Annotated in this window: 25 protein-coding genes; 14 read left to right on the forward strand and 11 right to left on the reverse strand. The window is 66.6% G+C overall.

Annotation, left to right across the window (positions count from 1 at the left end; genetic code table 11):
- Positions 1-198 precede the first annotated feature (198 nt).
- The 4 genes from rplU to G404_RS0103375 all read left to right on the forward strand — a co-directional run bounded on the left by rplU (position 199) and on the right by G404_RS0103375 (position 2,269).
- Positions 199-495, forward strand: a complete 297-nt coding sequence (gene rplU, locus G404_RS0103360; protein ID WP_028639841.1) for a 50S ribosomal protein L21 — start codon at positions 199-201, stop codon at positions 493-495.
- Positions 496-523: 28 nt separating this feature from the next.
- Positions 524-793, forward strand: coding sequence for a 50S ribosomal protein L27 (gene rpmA, locus G404_RS0103365; RefSeq protein ID WP_028639842.1), 270 nt, complete (start codon positions 524-526; stop codon positions 791-793).
- 300 nt (positions 794-1,093) lie between these two features.
- Positions 1,094-1,600 carry a GNAT family N-acetyltransferase gene (locus G404_RS0103370; protein ID WP_028639843.1) on the forward strand — a complete coding sequence of 169 codons (507 nt, stop codon included), beginning with the start codon at positions 1,094-1,096 and terminating at the stop codon, positions 1,598-1,600.
- Between the two features lie 96 nt (positions 1,601-1,696).
- Complete coding sequence (locus G404_RS0103375; protein ID WP_028639844.1) at positions 1,697-2,269, forward strand: TetR/AcrR family transcriptional regulator; 573 nt, start codon at positions 1,697-1,699, stop codon at positions 2,267-2,269.
- Here G404_RS0103375 and ygfZ read toward each other — a convergent pair whose 3' ends face one another.
- Positions 2,270-3,016, reverse strand: coding sequence for a CAF17-like 4Fe-4S cluster assembly/insertion protein YgfZ (gene ygfZ / locus G404_RS0103380; RefSeq protein ID WP_028639845.1), 747 nt, complete (start codon positions 3,014-3,016; stop codon positions 2,270-2,272).
- 39 nt (positions 3,017-3,055) lie between these two features.
- Here ygfZ and pyrC point away from each other — a divergent pair, with 39 nt between their 5' ends.
- Complete coding sequence (gene pyrC / locus G404_RS0103385) at positions 3,056-4,093, forward strand: dihydroorotase (protein WP_028639846.1); 1,038 nt, start codon at positions 3,056-3,058, stop codon at positions 4,091-4,093.
- 37 nt (positions 4,094-4,130) lie between these two features.
- Here pyrC and rarD read toward each other — a convergent pair whose 3' ends face one another.
- Positions 4,131-5,024: an EamA family transporter RarD gene (gene rarD / locus G404_RS0103390; RefSeq protein WP_028639847.1), complete on the reverse strand. Its 894-nt coding sequence runs from the start codon at positions 5,022-5,024 to the stop codon at positions 4,131-4,133.
- 10 nt (positions 5,025-5,034) lie between these two features.
- On the opposite strand from rarD, the gene G404_RS0103395 reads away from it, so the two are divergent.
- From G404_RS0103395 to G404_RS17890, 3 genes are all read left to right on the forward strand, one after another.
- The gene (locus G404_RS0103395; protein ID WP_156906174.1) at positions 5,035-5,214 is read left to right on the forward strand and encodes a hypothetical protein; all 180 of its coding nucleotides are present in this window, start codon (positions 5,035-5,037) and stop codon (positions 5,212-5,214) included.
- Positions 5,211-5,450: a hypothetical protein gene (locus tag G404_RS0103400; RefSeq protein WP_036520213.1), complete on the forward strand. Its 240-nt coding sequence runs from the start codon at positions 5,211-5,213 to the stop codon at positions 5,448-5,450. Before G404_RS0103395 ends, G404_RS0103400 begins: the two co-directional genes overlap by 4 nt.
- 70 nt (positions 5,451-5,520) lie before the next feature.
- Positions 5,521-5,748, forward strand: a complete 228-nt coding sequence (locus G404_RS17890) for a hypothetical protein (protein ID WP_156906175.1) — start codon at positions 5,521-5,523, stop codon at positions 5,746-5,748.
- Positions 5,749-5,754: 6 nt separating this feature from the next.
- On the opposite strand, the gene G404_RS0103410 is transcribed toward G404_RS17890, so the two are convergent.
- Together G404_RS0103410 and G404_RS0103415 are read right to left on the reverse strand one after the other, a co-directional pair.
- Positions 5,755-7,170, reverse strand: coding sequence for a succinylglutamate-semialdehyde dehydrogenase (locus G404_RS0103410; RefSeq protein ID WP_028639850.1), 1,416 nt, complete (start codon positions 7,168-7,170; stop codon positions 5,755-5,757).
- A gap of 27 nt (positions 7,171-7,197) precedes the next feature.
- The gene (locus G404_RS0103415; protein ID WP_028639851.1) at positions 7,198-8,583 is read right to left on the reverse strand and encodes a protein adenylyltransferase SelO family protein; all 1,386 of its coding nucleotides are present in this window, start codon (positions 8,581-8,583) and stop codon (positions 7,198-7,200) included.
- 166 nt (positions 8,584-8,749) lie between these two features.
- Here G404_RS0103415 and G404_RS0103420 point away from each other — a divergent pair, with 166 nt between their 5' ends.
- The 4 genes from G404_RS0103420 (at position 8,750) to G404_RS0103435 (ending at position 13,642) form a co-directional block, all read left to right on the forward strand.
- Positions 8,750-9,901, forward strand: coding sequence for a glycosyltransferase (locus tag G404_RS0103420; protein WP_028639852.1), 1,152 nt, complete (start codon positions 8,750-8,752; stop codon positions 9,899-9,901).
- A 145-nt stretch (positions 9,902-10,046) separates the two neighbouring features.
- Positions 10,047-10,802: a tetratricopeptide repeat protein gene (locus G404_RS17895; RefSeq protein WP_036520218.1), complete on the forward strand. Its 756-nt coding sequence runs from the start codon at positions 10,047-10,049 to the stop codon at positions 10,800-10,802.
- A gap of 32 nt (positions 10,803-10,834) precedes the next feature.
- Positions 10,835-12,196, forward strand: coding sequence for an outer membrane protein assembly factor BamB family protein (locus G404_RS0103430; RefSeq protein ID WP_245584373.1), 1,362 nt, complete (start codon positions 10,835-10,837; stop codon positions 12,194-12,196).
- A 99-nt stretch (positions 12,197-12,295) separates the two neighbouring features.
- Entirely contained in the window at positions 12,296-13,642 is a 1,347-nt protein-coding gene (locus G404_RS0103435; protein WP_028639854.1) for a methyltransferase family protein, read from the forward strand.
- Positions 13,643-13,644: 2 nt separating this feature from the next.
- Here the strand turns inward: G404_RS0103435 and G404_RS0103440 are convergent, their stop codons facing one another.
- The 3 genes from G404_RS0103440 to G404_RS0103450 are packed head-to-tail and all read right to left on the reverse strand — an operon-like array spanning position 13,645 to position 16,158.
- Positions 13,645-13,944 (reverse strand): putative quinol monooxygenase, encoded by a 300-nt coding sequence (locus G404_RS0103440; RefSeq protein ID WP_028639855.1) that lies wholly within the window; start codon positions 13,942-13,944, stop codon positions 13,645-13,647.
- A gap of 10 nt (positions 13,945-13,954) precedes the next feature.
- Positions 13,955-15,328 (reverse strand): glutamate--cysteine ligase, encoded by a 1,374-nt coding sequence (locus tag G404_RS0103445; RefSeq protein WP_028639856.1) that lies wholly within the window; start codon positions 15,326-15,328, stop codon positions 13,955-13,957.
- Between the two features lie 41 nt (positions 15,329-15,369).
- Positions 15,370-16,158, reverse strand: a complete 789-nt coding sequence (locus G404_RS0103450) for a 16S rRNA (uracil(1498)-N(3))-methyltransferase (RefSeq protein WP_028639857.1) — start codon at positions 16,156-16,158, stop codon at positions 15,370-15,372.
- Positions 16,159-16,237: 79 nt separating this feature from the next.
- Here G404_RS0103450 and ubiA point away from each other — a divergent pair, with 79 nt between their 5' ends.
- Complete coding sequence (ubiA, locus tag G404_RS0103455; RefSeq protein WP_028639858.1) at positions 16,238-17,146, forward strand: 4-hydroxybenzoate octaprenyltransferase; 909 nt, start codon at positions 16,238-16,240, stop codon at positions 17,144-17,146.
- A gap of 23 nt (positions 17,147-17,169) precedes the next feature.
- On the opposite strand, the gene G404_RS0103460 is transcribed toward ubiA, so the two are convergent.
- The 4 genes from G404_RS0103460 to G404_RS17900 all read right to left on the reverse strand — a co-directional run bounded on the left by G404_RS0103460 (position 17,170) and on the right by G404_RS17900 (position 22,760).
- Entirely contained in the window at positions 17,170-20,607 is a 3,438-nt protein-coding gene (locus G404_RS0103460) for a chromosome segregation SMC family protein (protein WP_028639859.1), read from the reverse strand.
- Positions 20,608-20,622: 15 nt separating this feature from the next.
- Positions 20,623-21,336 (reverse strand): thioredoxin domain-containing protein, encoded by a 714-nt coding sequence (locus tag G404_RS0103465; RefSeq protein WP_245584374.1) that lies wholly within the window; start codon positions 21,334-21,336, stop codon positions 20,623-20,625.
- A gap of 95 nt (positions 21,337-21,431) precedes the next feature.
- Positions 21,432-22,136 (reverse strand): thioredoxin domain-containing protein, encoded by a 705-nt coding sequence (locus G404_RS0103470; protein ID WP_245584375.1) that lies wholly within the window; start codon positions 22,134-22,136, stop codon positions 21,432-21,434.
- Positions 22,137-22,199: 63 nt separating this feature from the next.
- Positions 22,200-22,760 carry a DUF721 domain-containing protein gene (locus G404_RS17900; RefSeq protein WP_051280098.1) on the reverse strand — a complete coding sequence of 187 codons (561 nt, stop codon included), beginning with the start codon at positions 22,758-22,760 and terminating at the stop codon, positions 22,200-22,202.
- 29 nt (positions 22,761-22,789) lie between these two features.
- On the opposite strand from G404_RS17900, the gene G404_RS0103480 reads away from it, so the two are divergent.
- Positions 22,790-23,848 carry an A/G-specific adenine glycosylase gene (locus tag G404_RS0103480; RefSeq protein WP_028639862.1) on the forward strand — a complete coding sequence of 353 codons (1,059 nt, stop codon included), beginning with the start codon at positions 22,790-22,792 and terminating at the stop codon, positions 23,846-23,848.
- Positions 23,849-23,867 lie beyond the last annotated feature (19 nt).

Below are 23,867 nucleotides of genomic sequence, written 5' to 3' on the forward strand. Positions count from 1 at the left end.
GGGCGGCGACTGGAAGTGCTGCGGCGAAATGTTGACACGATCGCTGCATTCGATTATCCGCGCCGCTCTTTTGAGGAACTTCGCAATTTCGCGGGGTTTCGCCCAATTCCAGCTGTCTGCGATTCGCCGCCACCTTCGGGGTGCGGAATTTCGCCGATGTCGGGTTGGTCAGGCATTTGAAACGGATAGCAGGAAACCATGTTCGCAATCGTGCGCACGGGCGGCAAACAGTATCGCGTCGCCGCCGGAGACAAGATCGCGGTCGAAAAGCTGGCAGGTGAAGCCGGCGAAACGATCACGCTGGGCGATATCCTTCTTGCCGGCAAGGACGGCGCGTTGGCTGATCCCGCGTCGGTGACGGTCTCGGCCGAAATCATCGCGCAGGCGAAATCGGAAAAGGTGATCGTTTTCAAAAAGCGTCGCCGCCACAACTATCGCCGCAAGAACGGGCATCGTCAGCAGTTGACGCTGCTGCGCATCCTGTCCGTCGCCTGATCCGACTGCGTTCGAGGAGTAATCTACTATGGCACACAAGAAAGCAGGCGGCTCGTCGCGCAACGGTCGCGATTCGCAGTCGAAGCGCCTTGGCGTGAAGAAGTTCGGCGGTCAGGACGTGATCGGCGGCAACATCATCATTCGCCAGCGCGGTACCCGCGTATATCCCGGTGCGAACGTCGGCCTGGGCCGCGATCACACGCTGTTCGCCACGGCCAATGGCCGCGTGCGTTTTCATTCGGGCAAGCTTGGCCGCAAATACGTGTCGGTCGACATGATGGCAGAAGCCGCCGAATAACCGGATGGTTCAAACACGGGCCATCCTGACGGGATGGCCCCCGCCGGTCTTGCATACGCAAACCGGCTGATCGAGGGAGAGGGGCCCGCCCGTCTCCCTCTTTTTGCGTCTCCCTCATCCCCGACCAGCCGTTTTGCAGCGCCGTTTGCCGCAAATCGGATGCAATCGACGCATGTCGAAATAGTCCTGTCACGTCAGTCGGTTATCCGCGCGTCGCAGCCACCCGGAGGGACCGGGCCAAGGCGACCGATCGGATCGACCACCCAATGCAAATGGCGGGGCGGATGAAGGAGATGAACGATGTTCATTCGCAGCGAACGGCTGTTCTTGCGGCCAGCCTGGCCCGAAGAACGGGCCGAATTTTCCGGGGCCTGGATGAACAATGCCCTGTTCCCGGCAACGTCGCCGCAGTCGATGCATCACCCGTTGTTCGTGGTGACCGTGCCCGGGCCTGATGGCGCGCTGGTGGTCGGGATGACGGGTCTGATCGACAATGGCGGCGAAACCGAGCTGGCCATGTGGACGGTGCCCGATCATCGCAACCGGGGCTTTGCCACCGAGGCGGCCCGCGCCACCCTGTCGGTGGCGGCAGCACTCGGGCATTGCCGGCTGATCGCCCATCACTATGCCGACAGTCCGGCCACCGGGCGGGTTCTGGCAAGGCTGGGCTTTGTGCCGACAGGCCATGTGCGCATGCACGACAGCGCCGCGCGTGGCGGTGCCGAAGCTGCGCATGTTTACGCGCTGAACCTGTGCCCGCCCGCCAGCGACCCGGCCGACCCCGAACCGATGCGCCACGCCGCCTAGGGTCATGGCTTTAGCTGTTTCTTGCCATTACGGCCACTTGGCCCTAGGCAAACCCGGCTGACAATCGGGTCTGTCGGCGGGAATGCCCAGGGGTCAATGGCAACACGCAAGCGTCTCAGTCCGGAAGAAAGTCGTGTGGCCGCGCTCGAGGCGGCGCGCCTGCTGCTGATCGAGGACGGCCCCCAGGCGGTGACGCTCAAGGCTGTGGCCGCGATGATCGGGCGTACGCATGCCAATCTGTTGCACCATTTCGGTTCTGCCGCGGGGCTGCACCGCGATCTTGCGCGGTATCTGACCGCGACGATCTGCGCCAAGATCCGCGAAGCCGTGCTGGCCAGCCGGTCGGGCATGGGATCGCCGCGCAATGTGGTCGATCTGACGTTCGATGCGTTCGATCGCGAAGGTGCAGGCGCGCTGGCATCGTGGATGCTGGTCACCGGCAATCGCGACGCGCTCGATCCGATTGTCGAAACGATCCACGATCTGGTGATCGATCTGGATGAATTCGGCGGGGAACGCCGCCGTGACAACACTTTGGCGCTGACGCTGATGGCGTTGGGCGATGCACTGCTGGGCGGCCCGCTGAGCCGTGCGCTCGAATTGCCGCGGCATGCCGCGCGCGACCGCGCCGAACAGATGCTGCGCGAAACGCTGGAAGAACAGGGCTGATCAGGCCTCGGGCGTCAGGTTCATCCACCCGGGCGCATCGTCGATATCCTCAACCCGCAGATGATCGACCGCCAGCCCCAGATCGGGATAGGCAACCCGCTGCCGATCGGGGCGCGACCGGTCCAGCGGCACCACCACCAGCCGGCGATTGACCTTTTGCCGCCAGTTCATCCGCGCGGTGTTTTCCTGCCCGACATAGCAGCCCTTGGTGAAACTGACCCCGTTCAGGTCGGCGGCGTTGGTTTCCAGCCACAGCGTGGCGTCGCTGCCCAGTTCGGCCTGCCCCTCGGGCACCCCAAGCGCCAGGCGGTGCGCCAGCCACGCTGCGTCGGCATGGCCATCGGTGTGGTTGACCGGCGCGATCCACCGCCAGCCCAATGCCGCCAGGCGCGGATCGCGCACAGCCGCGTCAGGCCCGGTTTCAGCCTGCCAGAACACACCCAGCGCGGGATCGCGCGCAATCGCGACAGGGCGCCGCAGTCGGTACATCGACAGGCGCCGCGCCAGCGCATCGGCGGCATCGGCCGCGCAATCGATCAGCAGCGCCTGGCCGTCGCGCCACACCAGGAAATCGAACAACGCCTTGCCCTGGGGCGACAGCAACCCGGCCCAGACAGGCAGGTCACCGGTCACATCCTGGGTCACCAGTCCTTGCAGAAATGCGGCGACATCTTCGGCAGGATCGGTCTGTGACAGGCGCAGAACGGCGCGGGCATGAAGGCGGGGGGCAAGTTTGGTGTTCGGCATGGGTGACAGATAGGGTGTCTGTTGCGTATGGGAAAGGCCATGACACAGACATTGACGATCCGCCGCCCCGACGACTGGCATGTGCATTTGCGCGATGGTGCGTTGCTTAAGGGTGTGGCGCCGCACACGGCGCGGCAATTCGCGCGCGCGATCGTCATGCCCAATCTCAATCCGCCGATGACCGATATGGCAGGCGTTGCCGCCTATCGCGCGCGGATCGTCGAGGCGGTGGGCCAGGGCAGCGATTTTGCCCCGCTGATGACGCTGTACCTGACCGATGACACAGATCCCGACGAAGTGGCACGCGGCCATGCGGCGGGCGTGTTCGTGGCGGCCAAGCTATACCCGGCGCATGCCACCACCGGATCGGCGCACGGGGTGACCGATATCGCGCGGATCTATCCGGTGCTCGAACGCATGGCCGAAATCGGCATGCCGCTGCTGATCCATGGCGAAGTGACCGATGCCGATGTCGATATCTTTGACCGCGAAGCCGTGTTCATCGCGCGCACGCTGACCCGGCTGATTGCCGATCTGCCCGGATTGCGTGTGGTGTTCGAACATATCACCACCGCCGAAGCCGCCGACTTCGTGCGTGATGCGGGCCCCAATGTCGCTGCGACGATCACCCCGCAACACTTGCATATCAACCGCAATGCCATGCTGGTCGGCGGCATCCGCCCGCATGCCTATTGCCTGCCGGTGGCCAAGCGCGAACATCACCGCCAGGCGCTGCGCACGCTGGCGACATCGGGGTTCGATCGCGTGTTCCTGGGCACCGACACCGCGCCCCATGCGCAGCATCTGAAAGAAGCGGCGTGCGGCTGTGCCGGGCTGTTCAACGCTCCGTTCGCGCTGGAAAGCTATGCCACGGTGTTCGAGGAAGAGGGCGCGCTTGACCGGTTCGAGGCGTTCGCTTCGCGCAATGGCCCGGCGTTCTATCGCCTGCCGGTGAACACGCAGACCGTGACGCTGGTGCGCGAACCGGTCACTGTGCCCGCCAGCTATGACTGCAACGGCACGACGATCGTGCCGTTTCACGCCGGCGAAACGCTTAATTGGCGGTTTGCCGGATAGACAAGCGTTGGGCTGATGCGCAAGGCAGACCCCACGGTCAGCGCGCCAAACGGTTGCGCCGCCAGATATCCCACACGAACAGCGCCAGCGCGATCCAGATCAGCACGAAACAGGCGACGCGCAGCGTATCGAGCGTTTCGCCCAGCACGATGCCGATCAGGAATACGATCGTCGGTGCCGTGAATTGCAGAAACCCCAGCGTCGACAGCGCCAGATTGCGTGCCGCCACCGCAAACAGGATCAGCGGCACCGCGGTGATCAACCCCGATGATACCAGCAGCACCGGCGTCAACCCGCCGCCGCCCATCGCCGACACGGCGGCCCCTTGCGTGGTGCCATAGGCCCAGAATGCGGCGAGCGGGTACAGCACCATGGTTTCGATCGTCAGCCCGGTGATCGCCTTGACCGGGGTGGTCTTGCGCATCAGGCCATACAGAGAAAACGTGACCGCAAGCGAAAGCGCGGTGCCCAGCATGGCAATCGCCCCGCCCAGCAACAGCGTGATCCCCGCCGCCGCGATGGCAACAGCGGTCCATTGCCGCCACGACAGGCGTTCGCCCAGAAACAGCGTGCCCAGTGCGACATTGACCAGCGGATTGATGTAATAGCCAAGGCTGGTCGCCAGCACGTGGCCGTGGACGACGGCGGCAACATAAAGCGTCCAGTTGGTGCCCACCAGCAGCGCGCTGACCACCAGGCGCAGCACCAGGCGCGGCTGGCGCAAGGTGGTGACAAGGTCGTTCCAGCCCTTGCTGATGGATACGAACACCAGGCACACGGGCAAAGTGAACACCACGCGCCAGGCCACCACGTCCAGCGGCGGCACAGCGTGCAGCAGATGGAACAGGATCGGCATGAAGCCCCAGATGATATAGGCCGACAGCCCGGCGATCAGGCCGGTGCGGGTGTGGTGGGCGGCGTTTGCAGTCATGCGCGGTGCCATGGCAGGCGGGTTCGAACGCTGGCAAGGCAAGCGCGCGAAATATCTGGTCAGGAAAACGCGTTCCACCAGGTTCATTCTTCATTCGTTCATGTTGGACGACCTAAACATGAACAATCGAACGATCCCGCAGCACGATCCCACCGGGCGCCGTTCGATCGAACAGGATGAAGTGCCATGATGACTTTGTCGAAAACGCTCGTTGCCCGTGTTGCGCTGGGACTGGTCGCGCTGACCGGGGTGGTTGCCGCGGTGCCCGCATCAGCCCGGCCTTATGAAGGTCGCCAGGGCTGGAGCCACGAACGCGATTATGGCGGCCGCGGCTATGACGAAGGCTATCGCTATCACCGCGACTGGCGCGAAATGCGCCATCATGACCGGATGATCGAATGGCGCGATGGATATTTTCGCCGCTGATCGGCTGGGGCAGGGGGCCATGCCGTCCTTGGACACCGGGTGTTAACGCGATCCGGGTGACAAGGGCGGCATGACGTTGCGCTCTGCCCTGTTGTTGATGGTGTTGCTGCTTGGCGGTTGCAATGCGCCGGCACCTGCCGTGCAGGACGCGCCGCGCGATCCGGTGATGCGCGCGGCGCTGCAGGCGCCACTGCTGGTCGATCCCGATCTGTCGCAACAAAACGCGCGAAACCTGGCGATTGTGCCTCCGGGGCCGATGACTCCGCCGCACCCGATCGCGCGCGACAAAGCGCCCTGACCGGGGCTACACGTCCTTCAGGCCGACGCCGATCCCCGCCCTTGGCTGATCGAGTTCGGCCGATGCCACCGGATAGGCACACGAATCCGCGGTGTAATAGGCCGCCGGGCGATGGTTGCCCGACAGGCCGACACCGCCCAGCGGTGCGCCCGTCGAATGGGCGTGGGTCGGCCGGTTCCAGTTGATGACCCCGGCGCGCACTTGCGACCAGAACCGGTTGTAATCCTGCGGCGATCCGCCGACCAGCGCAGCGCACAAGCCGAACCGCGTGGCATTGGCCTCGGCAATCGCGCCCTCAAAATCATCCACCGCCACGACTTGCAGCAACGGACCGAACAGTTCCACATCGGGGCGTTCATTCATCCGCGTCACATCGATGATTGCGGGGCTGAGGAACGGGTTGGCCTCGTCCAGCCGGACCAGGTGCTTGATCGCGCGCCCGCCATTGGACAGCAGATAGACAAAGCTTTCGGTCAGGCCGTCGGCCGCGCGATTGTCCATGACCGGTCCCATGAACGGCGCCGGATCGTCGAACGGGGCGCCCACGATCAGGCGGTCGGCCAGGCGGCGCACCTCTTCGATCAGATCATCGGCCAGCGCGGACTGCACGATCAGCCGGCGTGCAGAGGTGCAGCGTTGTCCTGCGCTGGCAAAGGCCGATTGCACCACCAGCACCGCGGCATCGGCAATCTTGGGCGTATCCCACACCACGATGGGATTGTTGCCGCCCATTTCCAGCGCGACCAGTTTGCCGGGATTGGCCGCCAGCCTGCGGTTGATGGCAATCCCCACATGCGCCGACCCGGTGAACAGCACGCCGTCGATGTCGTCGTGCGCGGCCAGCGCCTTGCCCTCGTCGGGGCCACCTGCCACCATCTGCACCACGGTCGCCGAAATTCCGGCGCGGTGAAAACATTGCACCAGCAGCTCGGCGCTGCCAGTCGCGCGTTCCGAGGGTTTGAACACCACCACGTTGCCGGCGATCAGCGCCGGTACGATCTGTGCCACCGGCGCCGCGACCGGGCTGCTTGCAGGCGTGATGACGGCCAGCACGCCGTGCGGTTTGTGGCGCAGTGCGGCGCTGCCCTGCAAGGCGCTGTCCAGCCGGCGCTGTGCGGTGCGATCGGCATAAGCGCGCACCGCCACTTCGACCCGGGCCACCGCATCTTCGACCTCGCCGCGGGTTTCCCACAAGGGGCGCCCGGTTTCGCGCGCGATCAACGTGGCCAGACGATCGTGTTCGCGGCGCAGTGCGTTGGCAAAACGGCGCACCAGCTCGATGCGGTTGGAATGCGGCTGCGCCGCCCAGGCCGGCCACGCGCGTTGTGCGCGCGCCACCGCGTCGTCGATATCGCCAACCGGCCCGGTCCATACCGGCGCCCCGGTTGCCGGTTCGTGGGAAATGAGTGTGCCCGATGCCACGCCTTGCCGATCCATCCTGCCTTGCGTCTACAAATCCGCTGCCGCGTGTCCTGCCGGCGGCAGAGCCGGTGCGCAGGCTTGTCCCATGCGCCGGATAGCGGCAACCTTGGCGTGAAACGCGCCCCAGTCATCGTGTTCGGCAATGTCTGCCCAGATCGCCTCCACATCGTCGATCAACAGGGTTTGCGCAAGATCATCGGACCAATATGGATGTTCGCCATGCGCGGGCTGATACGCGGCCAGCGCCTCGGCCAGAATGCCGGTCGCCGCGCGCCCGCCGCGATGCGCGTGGAAAAACGCGTCGGGGCCCTGGGCTGTATCAACCATCGTCTTTTCGCACACCGCGATCATCGCGCTGTCTTCATCGACGCCGCGCGGGATCACCCCCAGCCGCCAGCACCAGCGGCGCGCCATGGCAGCACGGTACACTTCGGGAAAACGGCCCAGGGCCGTGATCAGCGGCGGTGCCTGTTCGACCAGCCGCAGCGCAACCGCCAATTGCCCGCAGTTCCAGTGCAGCGTTTGCGGTTGGCGGCCAAAGGCATAGAGTTTCTGGTGGTCGAAATAGGCGGCGGTAAAGTTCGCATCCCAGCGCGGCAGCCAACGCCAGGGGCCATAGTCGAAGCTTTCGCCCGAAATGTTCATGTTGTCGGTGTTGAGCACGCCGTGGACAAAGCCCGCGACCATCCATTGCGCGGCCAGATCGGCCAGGCGTTCGACCACGTGTTCAAGCAGGCGCGCGGCCGGGCTGGCGCCGTCCGTTCCGGCGGGGCCCGGAAACGTGGTCAGGCAATAGTCGATCAGCGCATGCATCTCGTCGCGGGCGTCAAGCGCGAGCAGGCGCTGAAACGTGCCGATCCGGATGTGTCCGTGGCTTTGCCGCACCAGGACCGCCGACCGGGTGGGCGAAGGCTCGTCACCGCGCCACAGGTTTTCGCCGGTTTCGATCACGCTCAGCGTGCGGCTGGTGTTGACCCCCAGCGCTTCGAGCATTTCGGTTGCCAGCACTTCGCGCACCGCGCCCTTCAGCGTCAGGCGGCCATCGCCCTGCCGGCTCCACGGGGTCTGCCCCGATCCCTTGGTGCCCAGATCTAGCAGGCGATCGGTGTCATCGCGCACTTGCGCAAACAGAAATCCGCGCCCGTCGCCCAGATCGGGGTTGTACACCTGGAACTGGTGGCCGTGATAGCGCAGCGCCAAAGGTTGCGGCAGATTGCCGGGCAGGGGCACAAACCGGCCGAAATGGGCAATCCATTGCGCATCATCGAGCCCGGCCAGGCCGACGTGCGCGGCGGCACGGTCGTTGCGCCAGCGCAGCCGTGTTTCGGGAAAATCGGCCGCGTGCACCGGATCGCCCAACCACGGTGCCAAACTCAGGATACGCGGATCGGGGCGATAGGCAGGGTCGGTCATTGCGCTGCTTGTGCGGGTTTAGCTGCGCGGGCGCAAGCTTTTGCCCAATGGTGGCTTGCGAATCGTCGGCTTTGCCCGCAACCGGTCAGACCATGGGCGCACGCTTCGACTCTATCTGGCAAAGCAACGCCGGGCCATCGGCGCGGTGCCCGCAGGACGCGGCGGCGTGACCGGCCGTCCGCCGCATATCCTGCACCTGCATTCAACCTTTGCCACAGGCGGCAAGGAACGTCGTGCGGTGGCGCTGATCAACCGGTTCGGCCCTGCGGCCAGCCATTCGATCGTGTCGGCCATGCCCCAGGCGATGGGCGCACGCGATCTGATCGCGCCCGGCATCGCGGTGCATTACCCGTTCGGATTTCCCCCGCTGGCAGGCCGGTTCGGGGTGCGGCGGTTGCAGACGCTGGCGCGTGCGATGCGCGGTTTTGACCTGATCCTGACCTACAACTGGGGGGCGATGGATGCCTGCATGGCGCACGCGCTGTTCGGGCCGATGCAGGGCCTGGCCCCGCTGATCCACCACGAAGACGGCTTCAACGCCGACGAGGCGCAAGGCCTGAAATGGCAACGCAACTGGTACCGCCGCCTGGCGCTGGCGCGCGCGCACGCGCTGGTGGTGCCGTCGAACCTGCTCGAATCGATCGCGCTTGGCCCCTGGGCGCAGCCGTCGGGGCGGGTGCACCGCATCGCCAACGGGATCGACACCGCGCGCTATGCCCCGGCGCGCCGAAAACCGCGCGCCGATGCCTTGCCCGGCGCGGTCAAACAGCCGGGAACCAAATGGCTGGGCACGCTGGCCGGGCTGCGTCGGGTAAAGAACCTGCCGCGGCTGGTGCGTGCGTTTGCTGCGATGGCGCCCGACTGGCAACTGGTGATCGTGGGCGATGGCCCCGAACGCGAAGCAATCGCCGCCGAGGCGCGGCGGCTGGGTCTGTCGGACCGGGTGCATCTGCCGGGTCATGTCGGTGATCCCGCCACGGCGATCGGCCTGTTCGACCTGTTTGCGCTGTCGTCCGACAGCGAACAGGCACCGTTGTCGGTGATCGAGGCGATGGCGGCGGGCCTTGCCGTGGCCAGCCCGGCGGTTGGCGACGTGATGCAGATGGTCTCGGACGAAAACGCCGCATTGATTACGCCGGCCGGCGACGAGGCGGCGCTGGCCGCGGCACTGATGCGGCTGGGCGCCGATGCAGACCTGCGCGCACGGATTGGTGCGGCCAATCGCGCGCGGGCGCAAACCACCTTTGACGAGGCGGCGATGGCCGCGCGCTATGCGCAATTGTATGGTGCAGCGCTGGGCAGGCCCGAATTTGGCTGAAATTTGACCCCGATCGCGGTGCGAAGTGCGACGAGCAGTGGCCGGCTGTCGTCATTGAGGTTGAATTGACGCGGCGCTTCGCTAAACCGCCCGATCACCGTCTGTATTCACGGCATCCGTTCCAGCCGATCCGAAAGCCTTTCTCTTGGCCCTGATTCCTAAGAACCCGTCGAACCTTTCCGATCGCAAGGACGAACGCCGCGCGGCGCAGGAACAGGTGTTTCTGCGCGAAGTCGACGATGCCCTGCGCGAAGATGACGCGGTGCGCCTGTTTCGCCGCTATGGCACCGTGATCGGCAGCGCCATTCTGGCACTGCTGCTGGCCCTGGCCGGGTGGATGGTGTGGACCAACCACGTCGCGCAAGTCGCCGGCACCAGGGCCGAGGCGTTTACCGTTGCGCTTGATCAGGTTGCCTCAGGCCGCTGGGACCCGGCGCGGGCCAGCCTTGACCAGATCGCAGCGACCGGCGGCCCGGGCTATGCCGCGGCGGCCCGGCTGGTTGAAGGGGGTGCTGCGCTCGATCGCAAAAAGCCCGATGACGCCGCAAAGATCTTTGCCGCGGTCGCGGCCGATGCCTCTGCGCCGCAGCCCTATCGCGATCTTGCAAAGGTGCGCGAAGTGGCAACGAAATTCGATTCGATGAAGCCGCAGGACGTGATCGACCAGCTGAAGCCGCTGGCCGTGCCGGGCACGCCGTGGTTCGGCAGCGCGGGCGAACTGGTGGCGGTGGCGCAGATGAAGCTGGGTCACAAGGCCGAGGCCGGCGCGATGTTTGCCGCCATGGCCAAGGATACCGGGGTGCCGTCGTCGTTGCGCGGCCGGGTCCGCCAGCTGGCGCTGCAACTGGGCGCCGATCCGGGGCCGGAACTTTCGTCGGCCGGGCAGCCGGTTGCGCAATGAACGATCAGGACACAATGATGCCGGGAACGCGCATGCCGATTGACACAATGACCAATTCGCAACCGTCGGTGGCGCGTCGCGCGCTGGCGATCACCGCGGTGGCGGCGCTGGCGCTGGCGCTGGGTGCCTGCGGCGGCCACAAGCACAAGGTCAAGACCACGCCGACCACCGGGACGCGCGTGCCGATCCTGTCGCGGATCGAGGCGGGGACCAAAGTCGACGATGCGCTGGCAAGCGTGGCGGTGGTGCTGCCCACCCCGCAGGTGAACACCGAATGGAGCCAGGGTGGCGGTAACGCTGCCAAGTCCTATGGCCATCTGGCGCTGGGCGACCATCTGCACAAGCTGTGGACGGCCAATATCTCGGGTTCATCGCCGCTGCGCCGGCTGGCTGCGGCGCCGGTGGTGGGCGATGGCAAACTGTTCGTGATGGACACGCTGGGCGTGCTGCGCGCGTTCAACGCCGACACCGGCCACGAGCTGTGGAAAACCAGCTTTGACATTCCCGCCGACACCTCGTCGGTGTTTGGCGGCGGCGCGTCGTATGACGATGGCGTGGTCTATATCACCACCGGGCTTGGCGAAGTGGCCGCGCTCGATGCCGAAAAGGGCAAGATCAAGTGGCGGGTAAAGCCGCTGGGGCCGCTGCGCGGTTCGCCCGCGGTCGGTTACGGTTCGGTCATCGTGATGACGCAGGACAACCAGATTGCCGCGCTCAACGCGGCCGATGGTGCGACCCAGTGGAACGAATCCGGATCGCTGGCGCAGACCGGCGTGTTTGGCGTGGCCGCGCCTGCGGTGGCGCAGGGCACGATCGTGGCCGGCTATTCTTCGGGCGAACTGGTCGCCTATCGCTATGAAAACGGACGCCAGCTTTGGAACGACGCGCTGGCGCGCACCTCGATCGCCACGTCGGTGTCGATCCTGACCGACATCGATGCCGATCCGATCATCGACAATGGCCGGGTCTATGCGTTGGGCCAGGGCGGACGCATGGCCGCCTACGAACTGGTGACCGGACAGCGCGTGTGGGAGCTTAATCTGGCGGGCATTTCCACCCCGGCGATCGCCGGCGAATGGATCTTTGCGCTGACCGATGAAGACAAGCTGCTGTGCATCACCAAGGGCAGCGGCAAAGTGCGCTGGCTGTCGCAATTGCCGCGCTGGCACGTGATCAAGAAGAAAAAGGGCGATATCTTGTGGACCGGCCCGGTCCTGGCGGGCAACCGCCTGTGGGTGGCCAGTTCCGAAGGCGATATCGCCACGGCGTCGGTCGACGATGGAAAGCTGACCAAGGTGTTCCGCGCCGAAGCCGGGTTTACCCTGGCCCCGGTGGTTGCCAACAACACGCTTTACGCGCTCGACAACAGCGGGCGGATCACCGCCTATCGCTAAGGCGGTTGGCGGTCTGCCGTTGAAAATCATGAAGCCGGGGATCGCAAGGTTCCCGGCTTCATCCTTTGTTGGGAGCTTGGCGGCTATGGCGGGTGGGTCATGACCGACCCGCGTTCCCTTTCGCCGCGCCCGCCGCGCCCTGTCAGCGATGTCTCGGCCGGCGTCGGATTGTCAGGACTGGCGGGGCTCGTGGTCTGGTTGCTGGTCTGTCGCAACTGGGGCCTGATCGGTGACATGCTGGCGCTGCCCGGGCCGCATGCGCCGCTGTCGGGGCCCAACGCCGCGCTGGTGGCATTGATCGCGTCGGGTCTGCCGATGGTCGCATGGTCGCTGCTGGTCGACAAAGTGCATCGGCGCGCGTCGACCGGGATCGACTGGAGCGCGCCTCGGGCGCTTGGCGAAACGCTTGATGTGTCGATCACCAAGCTGGCCGGATTGTGGGCAACCTGGGCGCTGATCGCGGCGATCTATTGCCTTGGCCGGTGGTATTGGCGGGGCAATTATCTCTATGCCATGGATGTGCTGGGCTATGCTGCGCCGGTGCTGTTTCTGGGGGCGATCCCCTATGTGCTGTGGCTGGATCGTGTGCTGGTCGATCCGCGCGACGCGGCGTGGCATTTCGGCGCAATGCTGATCGGGCGCGAGTCTTTTGACCCGGCGCACGTTGCGCATCATCTGCGCGCCTGGGCGGTGAAGGGGTTTTTCATCGCGTTCATGCTGTCGATCGTGACGATCGGTTTCACCGAAGAGGTCCGGGCCGATTTCGCGCATATCGCCAGCGATCCGGTAACGATCGGCACGGTAACGATCGATTTCATGTTCATGGTCGATGTGCAGATCGCGATGGTCGGCTATCTGCTGACGATCAAGCCGCTCGATGCGCAGATCCGCACCGCCAATCCGTTGCTGGCCGGGTGGCTGGCGGCGCTGCTGTGCTATCCCCCGTTCAGCCCGATGGGCGGCGGCGCGGTGCTCGATTATCACCAGAACACCGCCGACTGGAGCTATTGGCTGGCGGGGCGCACGCCGTTGTTGTGGCTGTGGGCGGGGCTGCTGGTGGTGCTTACCGCGATCTACGCCTGGGCGACCGTGGCGTTCGGGCTGCGTTTTTCCAACCTGACCTATCGCGGGGTAATTACCAACGGCCCTTATGCCTGGACCCGCCATCCCGCCTATCTGTCGAAAAACAGCTTCTGGTGGCTGGCCACGCTGCCGTTTCTGGCGACCAGCCATTCCTGGGTCGATGCGGTTCGCAACACGGTGACCTTGGGCCTGGTCAGCGCGGTCTATTACTGGCGCGCGCGCACCGAAGAGGCGCATCTGTTGGCCGAAGATGCCAAATACCGCGATTATCACGCCTGGATGCGCGATCATGGCCCGATCACGGCACCGCTGGTGCGCGCGGGGCAATGGCTGGCCGCCCGACGCCCCCGCAAAGGGTCCTGACCCTAGACCGCCGCGCCCTCGTCGCTTTCGAACACGCGGATATCGCGGTCGCTCAGATCCAGATCGGCGCGTTCGGCCATCCAGGCCTGCATGTGCGCCGACTTGAAATGGGCCTGCAAGGCGGCGCGGTCGCGCCATTTTTCGCTGACATGGATCAGGCCGGGATCGAACAGATCCTGCGCATAGCTGTAGGCCACGCAGCCGTCTTCGGCGCGGGTGGCGTTAACCACGCGCTGCGCCGCGGGCAGGGCCTGCGCCAGTTTTTCGGGCGGCATGCGGAACGTACCGATCACCAGAATCATCGCGCTATCCCTAAAAACTTGATTCGCCATAGATCCGGCCAAGATCGCCGCCCCATGGTCCGTTGTACAGATCGAGCAACTGTTCGGCCGAGGTGCGGCCGCGCGCGACCACCTCTTCCAGCGGCATCAGATACCCGGTTTCGTTGTCGCCCGCCGCGTTCAGCCGCGCGCGCGAAGCCAGGCCCTGGCGCGCAATCGCCAGCACGTCGCCGGCGATGTCGCGCAAGGTGCCGCCACCGGGCAACGGTGCGTTCAATGCCAGCCGCGGCACTTCGGCGCGCAGGCGTTCGCGCCCTGCCATGTCCCAGTCCTTGACCAGATCCCACGCCGCATCGAGCGCACCCTGGTCGTACAGCAGGCCGACCCAGAACGCGGGCAGCGCGCAGATCCGGCTCCACGGGCCGCCATCGGCGCCGCGCATTTCGAGAAACGATTTCAACCGCACTTCGGGAAAGGCGGTCGACAGGTGATCGGTCCAGTCCGACTTGCGCGGCTTTTCCCCCGGCAGCGCGGGCAGGCGGCCATCAAGGAAATCGCGGAACGACTGGCCGGCCGCATCGATGTATTTGCCATCGCGATAGACAAAATACATCGGCACATCGAGCATGTAGTCGACATAGCGTTCATACCCGAACCCGTCCTCGAACACGAACGGCAGCATGCCGGTGCGCTGCGGATCGGTGTCCGACCAGATATGGCTGCGGTACGACAGGTATCCGTTGGGTTTGCCTTCGAGAAACGGCGAATTGGCAAACAGCGCGGTGGCCAGAGGCTGCAGCGCCAGGCTGACACGGAACTTTTTCACCATGTCGGCTTCGCTGGCATAGTCCAGATTGACCTGGATCGTGCAAGTGCGCAGCATCATGTCGAGGCCCATCGTGCCGACGCGCGGCATATGGCGCAGCATGATCGCATAACGGCCCTTGGGCATCACCGGCAGTTCGGCGCGGGTCTTGTCGGGCCACAGCCCCAGGCCCAGATAGCCAAGGCCCAGTTTGTCGCCCACCGACTTGACCTGTGCCAGATGGCGCCCGGTTTCCTCGCACGTCTGGTGCAGCGTTTCCAAAGGCGCACCCGACAGTTCCAACTGTCCTGCCGGTTCCAGGCTGATCGCGCCGTCGGCCCCGCTCATCGCAATCACATTGCCGCCTTCGACAACCGGTTCCCAGCCGAATTCGCCCAGGCCGGCCAGCAGATCGCGGATCCCGCCGGGCTCGTCGTACGACGGCGCGCGGTGATCGGCCTTGCGATAGACGAATTTTTCGTGCTCGGTGCCGATGCGCCAGGCCTCTGGCGGCTTTTCGCCCTTCTGCATCGGTGCAATGAGCGCCTCGCGGCTCTCGATCAGGGGTTCGTTGGTGTCGGATTCCTGTCGCGTGCTCATGCGCGCATCCGTTACTGTGCGATTGGGTTTCGCGCTACAACTTATTCGATAATGCCCGATGCGATCTGCGGCGCGGACCAGTCGCCGGCAGTGCCCATCCACAGTGCGGTGCCCCCGATTGCGGCGGTTTCCCCGCGAAGGATGCGTGGCCCCAGCGTAATCGGCACGGCGGCGGGGTGGGTGCGGATCGCGGCGCGTTCGGCATCGTCGAACCCGCCTTCGGGCCCGATCAGCAGTGCCGCGGGGCCGCGGTGCGCGGCAAAGCAGGCGGCGGCGGGTTGCCCGCCGGTTTCATCGGCAAAGAACAGCGCGCGCGCGGCAGGCCAATCGGCCAGCAGCGCGGCCAGTGGCACCGGGCTGTCGCAGGTGGGCAGCGCGGTGCGTGCGCATTGCTCTGCGGCCTCGATCAGCGTGGCGCGCACGCGGTCGGGGTTGATCCGGTCGGCGACGCAGCGCCGCGTCAGCACCGGGCGGATCTGCGCCACGCCCAGTTCGCAGGCCTTTTCCAGCACCCAGTCAAACCGGTCCTTTTTCAACAGCGCCGGGCACAGCCAGAAATCGGGCACCGGTTCGCGCGGGCGCAGGCGGGTGACACAGCGCAAGATCAGATCGCGTTTGCCCACCTGTTCGGCCTGCGCCACCCATTCGCCGGTGATGTCGTCACACACGATCACACAGGCGCCCTCGGTCAGGCGCATCACGCGCAACAGGTAATGCGCCTGCGGGCCCGCGATGGCGATTGCCGACGTCTGGTCCAGCGGGCCGGGGACAAACAGGCGCGGCGCGGATTTCGGGGGCCAGGCGGGGGTGGCGGGAAGCGGTTCGGTCATCGCAGCCTTGGTAGGGCAGCACGACGCGCGCGGCAATCGGGCTTGCCCTGGCGCGCGCGGCAGCGCAGGAGATGGCGCCATGACCGACGCAATCGTCCCCGACAGCCAGTACAAGGGCTTTGTCGCCAGGCTGCCCTTGCCGTGGCGGCACTATGCACTGCTGGCGCGGTTTGACCGGCCGATCGGGTGGTGGCTGCTGTTCTGGCCCTGCACCTGGGGGCTGTTTCTGGCGGGTGCGACGATGTCGTGGGCGATGGTCGCGTGGCTGCTGCTGGGTTCGATCGCGATGCGCGGCGCGGGCTGTGTCTACAACGATATTGTCGATGCCGATCTCGATGCACGGGTGGCGCGCACGGCCGCGCGCCCGATCGCCAGCGGCGCGGTGTCGCAACGCGCCGCGTGGGTGTGGATCATGGTGCTGGCCGGCACCGGGCTGATCGTGCTGCTGCAATTGCACTGGCAGGCAAAGATTGTTGCGCTGGGCAGCCTGGTGCTGGTTGCGGCCTATCCGTTCATGAAACGGATCACCGGCTGGCCGCAGGCGTGGCTGGGGCTGGTGTTCACCTGGGGCGCGCCGACCGGGTGGGTCCAGGCGAGCGGGTTCGGCAATCTGTTGCCGCTGGTGCCGCTGTATTGCGGCTGCTGGGCATGGTGCATGGGTTATGACACGATCTATGCGTGCCAGGATCGCGAAGACGATGCGCTGGTGGGCATCGGATCGTCGGCGCTGTCGTTCGGGCGGCATGTGCGCACGGGTGTCATCGCGCTTTATGCGCTGGCGCTGACGGGGTGGGGCGGGGCGATCTGGCTGATGCGGCCCGATCCGCTGGCATTGCTGGCGCTGGCGCCGGTGGCGCTGCATCTGGGCTGGCAGGCGCTGACGCTCAACCCTGATGACGGCGACGGCGCCCTGCGACGGTTCCGCGCCAACCGCTTTGCCGGACTGCTGATGGCGGCGGCCTGTTTTGTGGTGGGGATAACCCGGTAAATCCTGCCCGACGGCGGCCGAATTCAGGCCGATGCCAGCAATTGTTCGGCGCCGCCCAGATCGACACTGACCAGGCGGGATACGCCGCGTTCGACCATGGTTACGCCGAACAGGCGGTGCATCCGGCTCATGGTCACGGCGTTGTGCGTGACGATCAGATAGCGGGTGCGGGTTTCGCGCACCATTGCATCCAGCAGATCGCAGAACCGTTCGACATTGGCATCATCCAGCGGCGCATCGACTTCGTCGAGCACGCAGATCGGCGCGGGATTGGTCAGGAACAGCGCAAAGATCAGCGCCACCGCGGTCAGCGCCTGTTCCCCGCCCGACAGCAGGGTCAGCGATTGCAGCCGCTTGCCCGGTGGCTGGGCAAAGATTTCCAGCCCCGCCTCAAGCGGATCGTCGCTGTCGATCAGCGCCAGATGCGCTTCGCCGCCATCGAACAGACCGGCAAACAGGCGGCGAAAATGCGCATCGACGGCTTCGAACGCGGCGCGCAGGCGTTCGCGTCCTTCGCGGTTCAGCGCGCCGATCGATCCGCGCAGCCGTCCGACCGCTTCGATCAGTTCGGCGCGATCGCGGGTTGTGGTGCCGTGTTCGTCTTCGGCGCTCGCCAGGTCGTCGGCCGCAACGAGATTGACCGGCCCCAGCCGTTCGCGTTCACCCGTCAACCGGTCGTGTTCGGTGTTGATTGCCGCGGCGGGGCCGACATCGTCGCCCGCAAAGCCCAGTTTTGCAGGCAACAGCGGCGGCGGACACTGGAACCGTTCGCCCGAAATACCCGCCATTTCCTGTCGCCGCTGGTCCTCGTTTTCGGCGCGTGCGGCAAGGCCTGCGCGCGCTTCGCGCGCAGCGGCCAGCGCCTCGGTCGCGGCTGCCAGCGCCTGGTCGGCCGCGCGGCTGGCGGCATCGGCGCTGGTTTGCGCCGCTTCGGCTGCGGCAAAATCGGTGGCCAGGCGATCGCGCGTGGCCTCGCCCGCGTCGATTTCGGCGATCAGGGTCTTGGGCCTGGCGGCGTGGACTGCGCGTTCGGCGGCCAGGTCTTCGGCGCGGGTGACCATGTCGGCCAGTCGCCGCGCGGCATCGGTGGCGCGCGATTGCCAGTTGCGGATGTCGTTCTTCAGCGCCGACAGCCGTTCGCGCCCCACGGCAATCGCCTGGTCCGACGCGGCCAGCGTGGCGCTGGCGGTTTGCAGCGCCACGCGCGCGGCACCATTCTGCGCGCGCGCCGCCTCGAGCGCGGCGCGGCCGGCGGCGGGATCGGGCAATGCGCCGCGGCGCGCCTCGGCAGCGGCCAGTTCGGCCAGGGCCAGCGCGCGCTGCTGTTCGCAATCGGCACGCGCGCGATCGAGTTCGGCGCTGCGCGTCTGGCGCAGGCCCAGCGCGCCTTGCGCCGCGTCCCATGCACGCAAGGCGGCGCGTTCGGCATCGCCGGCCTGCGCCAATGCGTGTTCGGTGGCGGCCAGATCGGCCTGCACCACCGCCAGATCGGCGCGCGCGGCGGCGTCGGCGCGCGTGGCTTCGTCAAGCGCAGCCTGGCGCGCGGGCAACAACGCCTGCACCTCGACCAGCCGGTTTTCCGCTTCAAGCTGCGCCGCCTCGGCCGCGCCTTCGCCTGCGGCAACAAATCCGTCCCAGCGGCGCAGGCGCCCGGCGCGCGTGACCAGCCATTCACCCGGTGCCAGTGCGCGCCCATCGTCGCGATCGGCGACGATCACCCGCGCCAGTCTGGCGCCAAGTTCGGCAGGCGCCCGCGTCACCTGGTGCGCCAGCGCATCGGGCAGGGGCACACACGACGGGGCGCCGGTCCAGAACCGGCCATCATCCTGACCAGGCGCCGCACCCAGCGGCGCCCGTGCATCGCGCCCCAGCACGGCGGCCAATGCGCGTTCGTATCCTGGCGCCACGCGCGTGGCCGACAGCGCGGTGGGCCCGCGGTCTTGTTGCGCGGCGGCTTTGTCGCGCGCGGCCTTGTCGCGGGCCAGCGCTTCGGCTTCGCGCGACAGCCCTGCGCAGTCCGCGCGCGCGGCAGCCAATGCCTGGGCGGTTGCGTCACACGCATTGACCAATGCTTCGCGTTGCGTGGTCAATGCGCCGCGTGCCGCGCGCGCAGAGGCCAGCGCCAGCGCGGCGGTGTCGCGCGCGGTTTCGGCCTCGGCCAGGCGCAAGGCAGGGTCGGGTTCACGCGACAGCGCCGCTGCCTGTGCGGCGATGCGCGCGGCGTCGGCCTCGGTGCGCGCCAAGGCTTGACGCGCGGCGGTTACCGCGGCTTCGGCAACGCGCCATTCGGCATCGGTCCCGGCCTGTTCGGCGGTGGCGGTGGCCAGCGCCAGTTCGGCATTGCGGCTGTCGGCTTCGGCACGGTCGCGGGTGGCACGCGCCTGCGGGCGGCGTTCTTCTTCGTCTTTCAGCGTGGTCTCGGCCTGCGCCAGATCGCGCGCCAGCCGCCCTTGCGCCTCGGCCGCGTCGTGCGACAGGCGATCGGCCTGGTCGCGATCGCTGTCGATCCGGGCAATCTGGCGGTCGATATCGGCCAGTCGGTCCTGTGCTGCCTGCAATTGTGCGGCCAATCCGGCCATGCGCTGGCCATGCGCGGCCGCATCCTGACGCCGGTCAAACAGGTCTTCGCGGGTTTGCGCCAGCACCGCGGCGGCCTGGTGCTGTTCGGCCTGCGCGGTCTGCGCTGCAGCCTGGGCCGCGGTTACCGCCGCTTCGGCCGTGGTCAGCGCCGCGCGGGCGGCATCGGCGGCGTGCGCGGCATCGCGCCAGCGGGCGTAAACCAGTTGCGCCTCGGTCAGGCGGATCTGGTCGCTCAATGCCTTGTAGCGTTCGGCGGCGCGCGCCTGACGGCGCAGCGCGCCGATCCGCGATTCCAGCCCCGACACCAGATCGTCGAGCCGGGCCAGGTTTGTCTCGGTCGCGCGCAGCCGGGTTTCGGCATCGCGACGGCGTACGTGCAGCCCCGAAATCCCTGCTGCCTCTTCCAGCATCATGCGCCGCTCGGTCGGTTTGGCCGCGATCACGGCGGCGATCCGCCCCTGGCTGACCAGCGCCGGACTGTGCGCGCCGGTGGCGGCATCGGCAAACACCAGCGACACGTCGCGCGCGCGCACATCGCGCCCGTTTACGCGATAGACGCTGCCCGCCCCGCGTTCGATCCGCCGCACCACTTCCAGTTCGGTGCCATAGGCGCCGGGGGTATCGACTTGCGCGCTCAGCGTGACTTCGGCGAAATCGCGCGCTGGGCGGCGCGTGGTGCCGGCAAAGATCACGTCGTCCATGCCGCCGCCGCGCATCGCCTTGGCCGAGCTTTCGCCCATGACCCAGCGGATCGCTTCGAGCAGGTTTGATTTGCCGCAGCCGTTGGGGCCGACGACCCCGGTCAGGCCGGGTTCGATGCGCAGTTCAGCCGGCTCGACAAAGCTTTTGAAGCCCGACAGTCGAAGCCGTTTGAACTGCATGGTCGTCCGCGCGCCTTATCGCGCGCCGGCCTTTTTCAAGGCGGGTTCAAGCCCCTCCCAGGCGGCCACTTCGAGATTGCGGCCGTTGAGGATGAACGCCGGGGTGCCGGTTACGTTGAAGTCGTTCTGCGCCTTTTGGGTCTGCGCGGCGAGGTTCGAGGCGCGGCCGGCATCGCTCAGACACTGCGCGCCCTGCGGGGTGGCGATCCCGCGCTGGGCAAAGAAATCGTTCATGCCTGCCATCCGGGCGATCGCCGCCGGGCGCTGTGACGCAGGTATCGCCTGCAGGGCCTTCTGCGCATCGTCACCCGCCGCCTTCAGGTTGTTGAACATGGTCGGCTGCCAGGCCCAGAACTGTTCGGCCATCGGGATCACGGTGTCGGGCGCATTGTTGCAGGTGGCCAGCAGCACCGCAGGCACATCGAACTGGTTGAGCAGGAAAAAGCGCAGTTCGTAGCTGACCCGGCCGCTGTTCACGTAATCGTCGCGCAGCGTGGGAAAGCCTTCGGTCGAAAATGCCGCGCAGTGCGAACAGGTCAGCGCGCCATATTCGATCAGTTTCAACGGCGCATCGGGGTTGCCCATGCGATAGCCGCCATCGGGCGTCGCGGTGATCACATCGCTCCATTGCTTGCCTGCGGGCGGCGCAACTTTGGCCAGGGCCGTGTCGGCCACCACAGGCGCATCAGTCTTCTTGCCGCAGGCGCCAAGGCCGAGGGCAAGCGGCATCAGGGCGGCGGCAAGGGCAAAATGGATCGGTTTCATCGGATCATCGGGCTTTCGGCAAAAAGGGCGGCAGGGGCGGCCGGGACAAGGAACAAGGATCAGTGCAGGCGCGCTTCAAGCTGGGGCTTGAGCGCTGCCCAGTTGTACGTGTCGGCAACCAGCACATTGTCGATCAGAAATCCGGGGGTGCCGTTCACGCCATCCTTTTCGGCGGCCTGCTGGGTGTGCTTGGCAATCCGGTCGGCCAGCACCTCGTTGGCCAGGCATTTGTCAAGGTCGGTCCGGTCATAACCGCGCTGTTCCATCAGGGCATAAAGCCCAAGGTCCGAGGCGATGGCGCGCATCTTTTCGCCGAAACCGGGCGCATCCCAGCGCGCCTTTTGCGCATCGGTCAGCTTGTCGATCGGGGCCAGCCATTCGCGTTGCCGGGCCAGCAGAAGCTGGGTGTTGCCATAGAATTTCGACGGTGGCCCGCATTCGGCCAGCAGCGAGGCGACGACATCGAGGCCGTTGCGCAGGAATGGGCGGATTTCAAGCGATCCCTTGCCCGGGCCGATCATGCCGATCGCCAGTGGCGCGCGCGCCTCTTGCTCGAACGCGGCGCAATGCGGGCAGGTATAGCTGATATAGGCCACCAGATGCACCCGCGCATTGGGATTGCCCAGGATATAGCCATCGTCGGGCGTGCGCGTGACCGTGGCATTCCAGTTGGCGGTATGCGCTGCGGTGCGCGGTGCGGCATGGGCCGGCGGTTGGGCCATCCCCCGGGGCGTGATCAGCATCAGTGCGGCAACCAATGCCAAGCTAATGGATTGTCCCAGGGTCTTCAGCATTGCCATATCCTGTTGTTCCTGCCTTCGTCGGCGCTAACGCGGCTTGCGCACCGTCTTTGCCCCATTTTCGGCCATCTGATCAAGGCTGCGTGCCAGCGATTCGAGCACCGCGCGCAATTCAGGATCGCCGACATCGCGCAGGCTGTCGCCCAGCTCGATCGGCACCGGACGCAATGACGGCGGTGCGGCGGCGGGCTGGGCCCCGCGCGGGGCAGCAACCACGCCCTGGCGCATGCGTACCTGTGCCACCGCGCGATAGCCAAAGAACCGGTTCACGCGTTCGATGATTTCGGGGATCACATGCTGGATGATCGGGGCGTGCGCCGGGCTGACCACCAGATGCAGCGTGCCTTGCGATTTTTCCCCCACCGGGAAACGGATCGATTCGGGCGCGCAATGGCGGGCATGCGCGGCGCCGACAATTTCGGGCCAGCGCGTGACCACGCTTGACTGGACAAAACCGAACCGGCGAAACGCGGTGCGGCCGATTGCCGGCATCAGATCGCCGATCATCCGCGCCTCTCCGCCGCGCGCGCGTTCGTACGCGCGCGGGGTGGCGCTGTCGTTCCCGGGGCCGGTGCGTTTGCGTTCCATAACCTGCAATCCCATGCCATAGCCGCGCGATGCAGGCCAGCACTCACACCGATCGATCCCCATCCTTTGCCTTGCTCGAATGGTATGACCGCAGCGCGCGCATCCTGCCCTGGCGCAGCCCGCCGGGCGCGCCGCCACCCGATCCGTATCGCGTGTGGCTGTCCGAAGTGATGCTGCAACAGACCACCGTGGCCGCGGTCCAGCCCTACTTCGCCAAATTCGTGGCGCGCTGGCCCACGGTGGCGGCGCTGGCGGCGGCGGACGAGGCCGATGTGATGGCCGCCTGGGCGGGGCTGGGGTATTATAGCCGGGCGCGCAACCTGATCGCGTGTGCGCGCGAAGTGGCGCGTCGCGGCGGCTTTCCCGATGACGAGGCGGCGTTGCGTGCGCTGCCGGGGCTGGGCGCCTATACCGCGGCGGCGGTGGCGGCGATCGCGTTCGGACGCGCGGCGGTGGTGGTTGACGCCAATGTCGAACGCGTGGTGTCGCGGCTGTTTGCGATTGTCGAACCCCTGCCTGCGTCACGCCCGGCGATCCGCACGGCAACCGCGTCGATCACCCCCGACCGGCGCGCAGGCGATTTTGCGCAAGCCATGATGGACCTGGGCGCCACGGTGTGCACGCCGCGCAATCCGCGCTGCCTGCTGTGCCCGTTGCGCCACGATTGCCGGGCTCTGGCGCGGGGGCTGGCCGAAACCCTGCCGGCAAAGATTGCCAAAAAGGCCAAGCCGCAGCGCACCGGTCATGCCTGGTGGATCGAACGCCACGGCGCGGTGTGGCTGGTGCGCCGGCCGGATCGGGGCATGCTGGGCAGCATGCGCGCGTTGCCCGATGATGGCTGGAATGCGGGCGCCGATGGCCACGGCATGCCGCCGTTTGTGGGCGACTGGCGGCCCGCCGGGGTGGTGCGCCACGGCTTCACCCATTTCGATCTGGATCTGCAATTGATGCTTTGCGCGGGCGACAATTTGGTCCAACCTCTGCCATGCGGGCCGGATGGCGAATTCTGGCCGATTGACCGGATCGACGAGGCAGGGTTGCCCACCGTGTTTGCCAAGGCGGCGCGGCTGGCATCGGCCCAACGATAGCACAATGATGGGGAGACGT

The organism is Novosphingobium acidiphilum DSM 19966 (assembly GCF_000429005.1).
Taxonomy (GTDB): Bacteria; Pseudomonadota; Alphaproteobacteria; order Sphingomonadales; family Sphingomonadaceae; genus Novosphingobium; species Novosphingobium acidiphilum.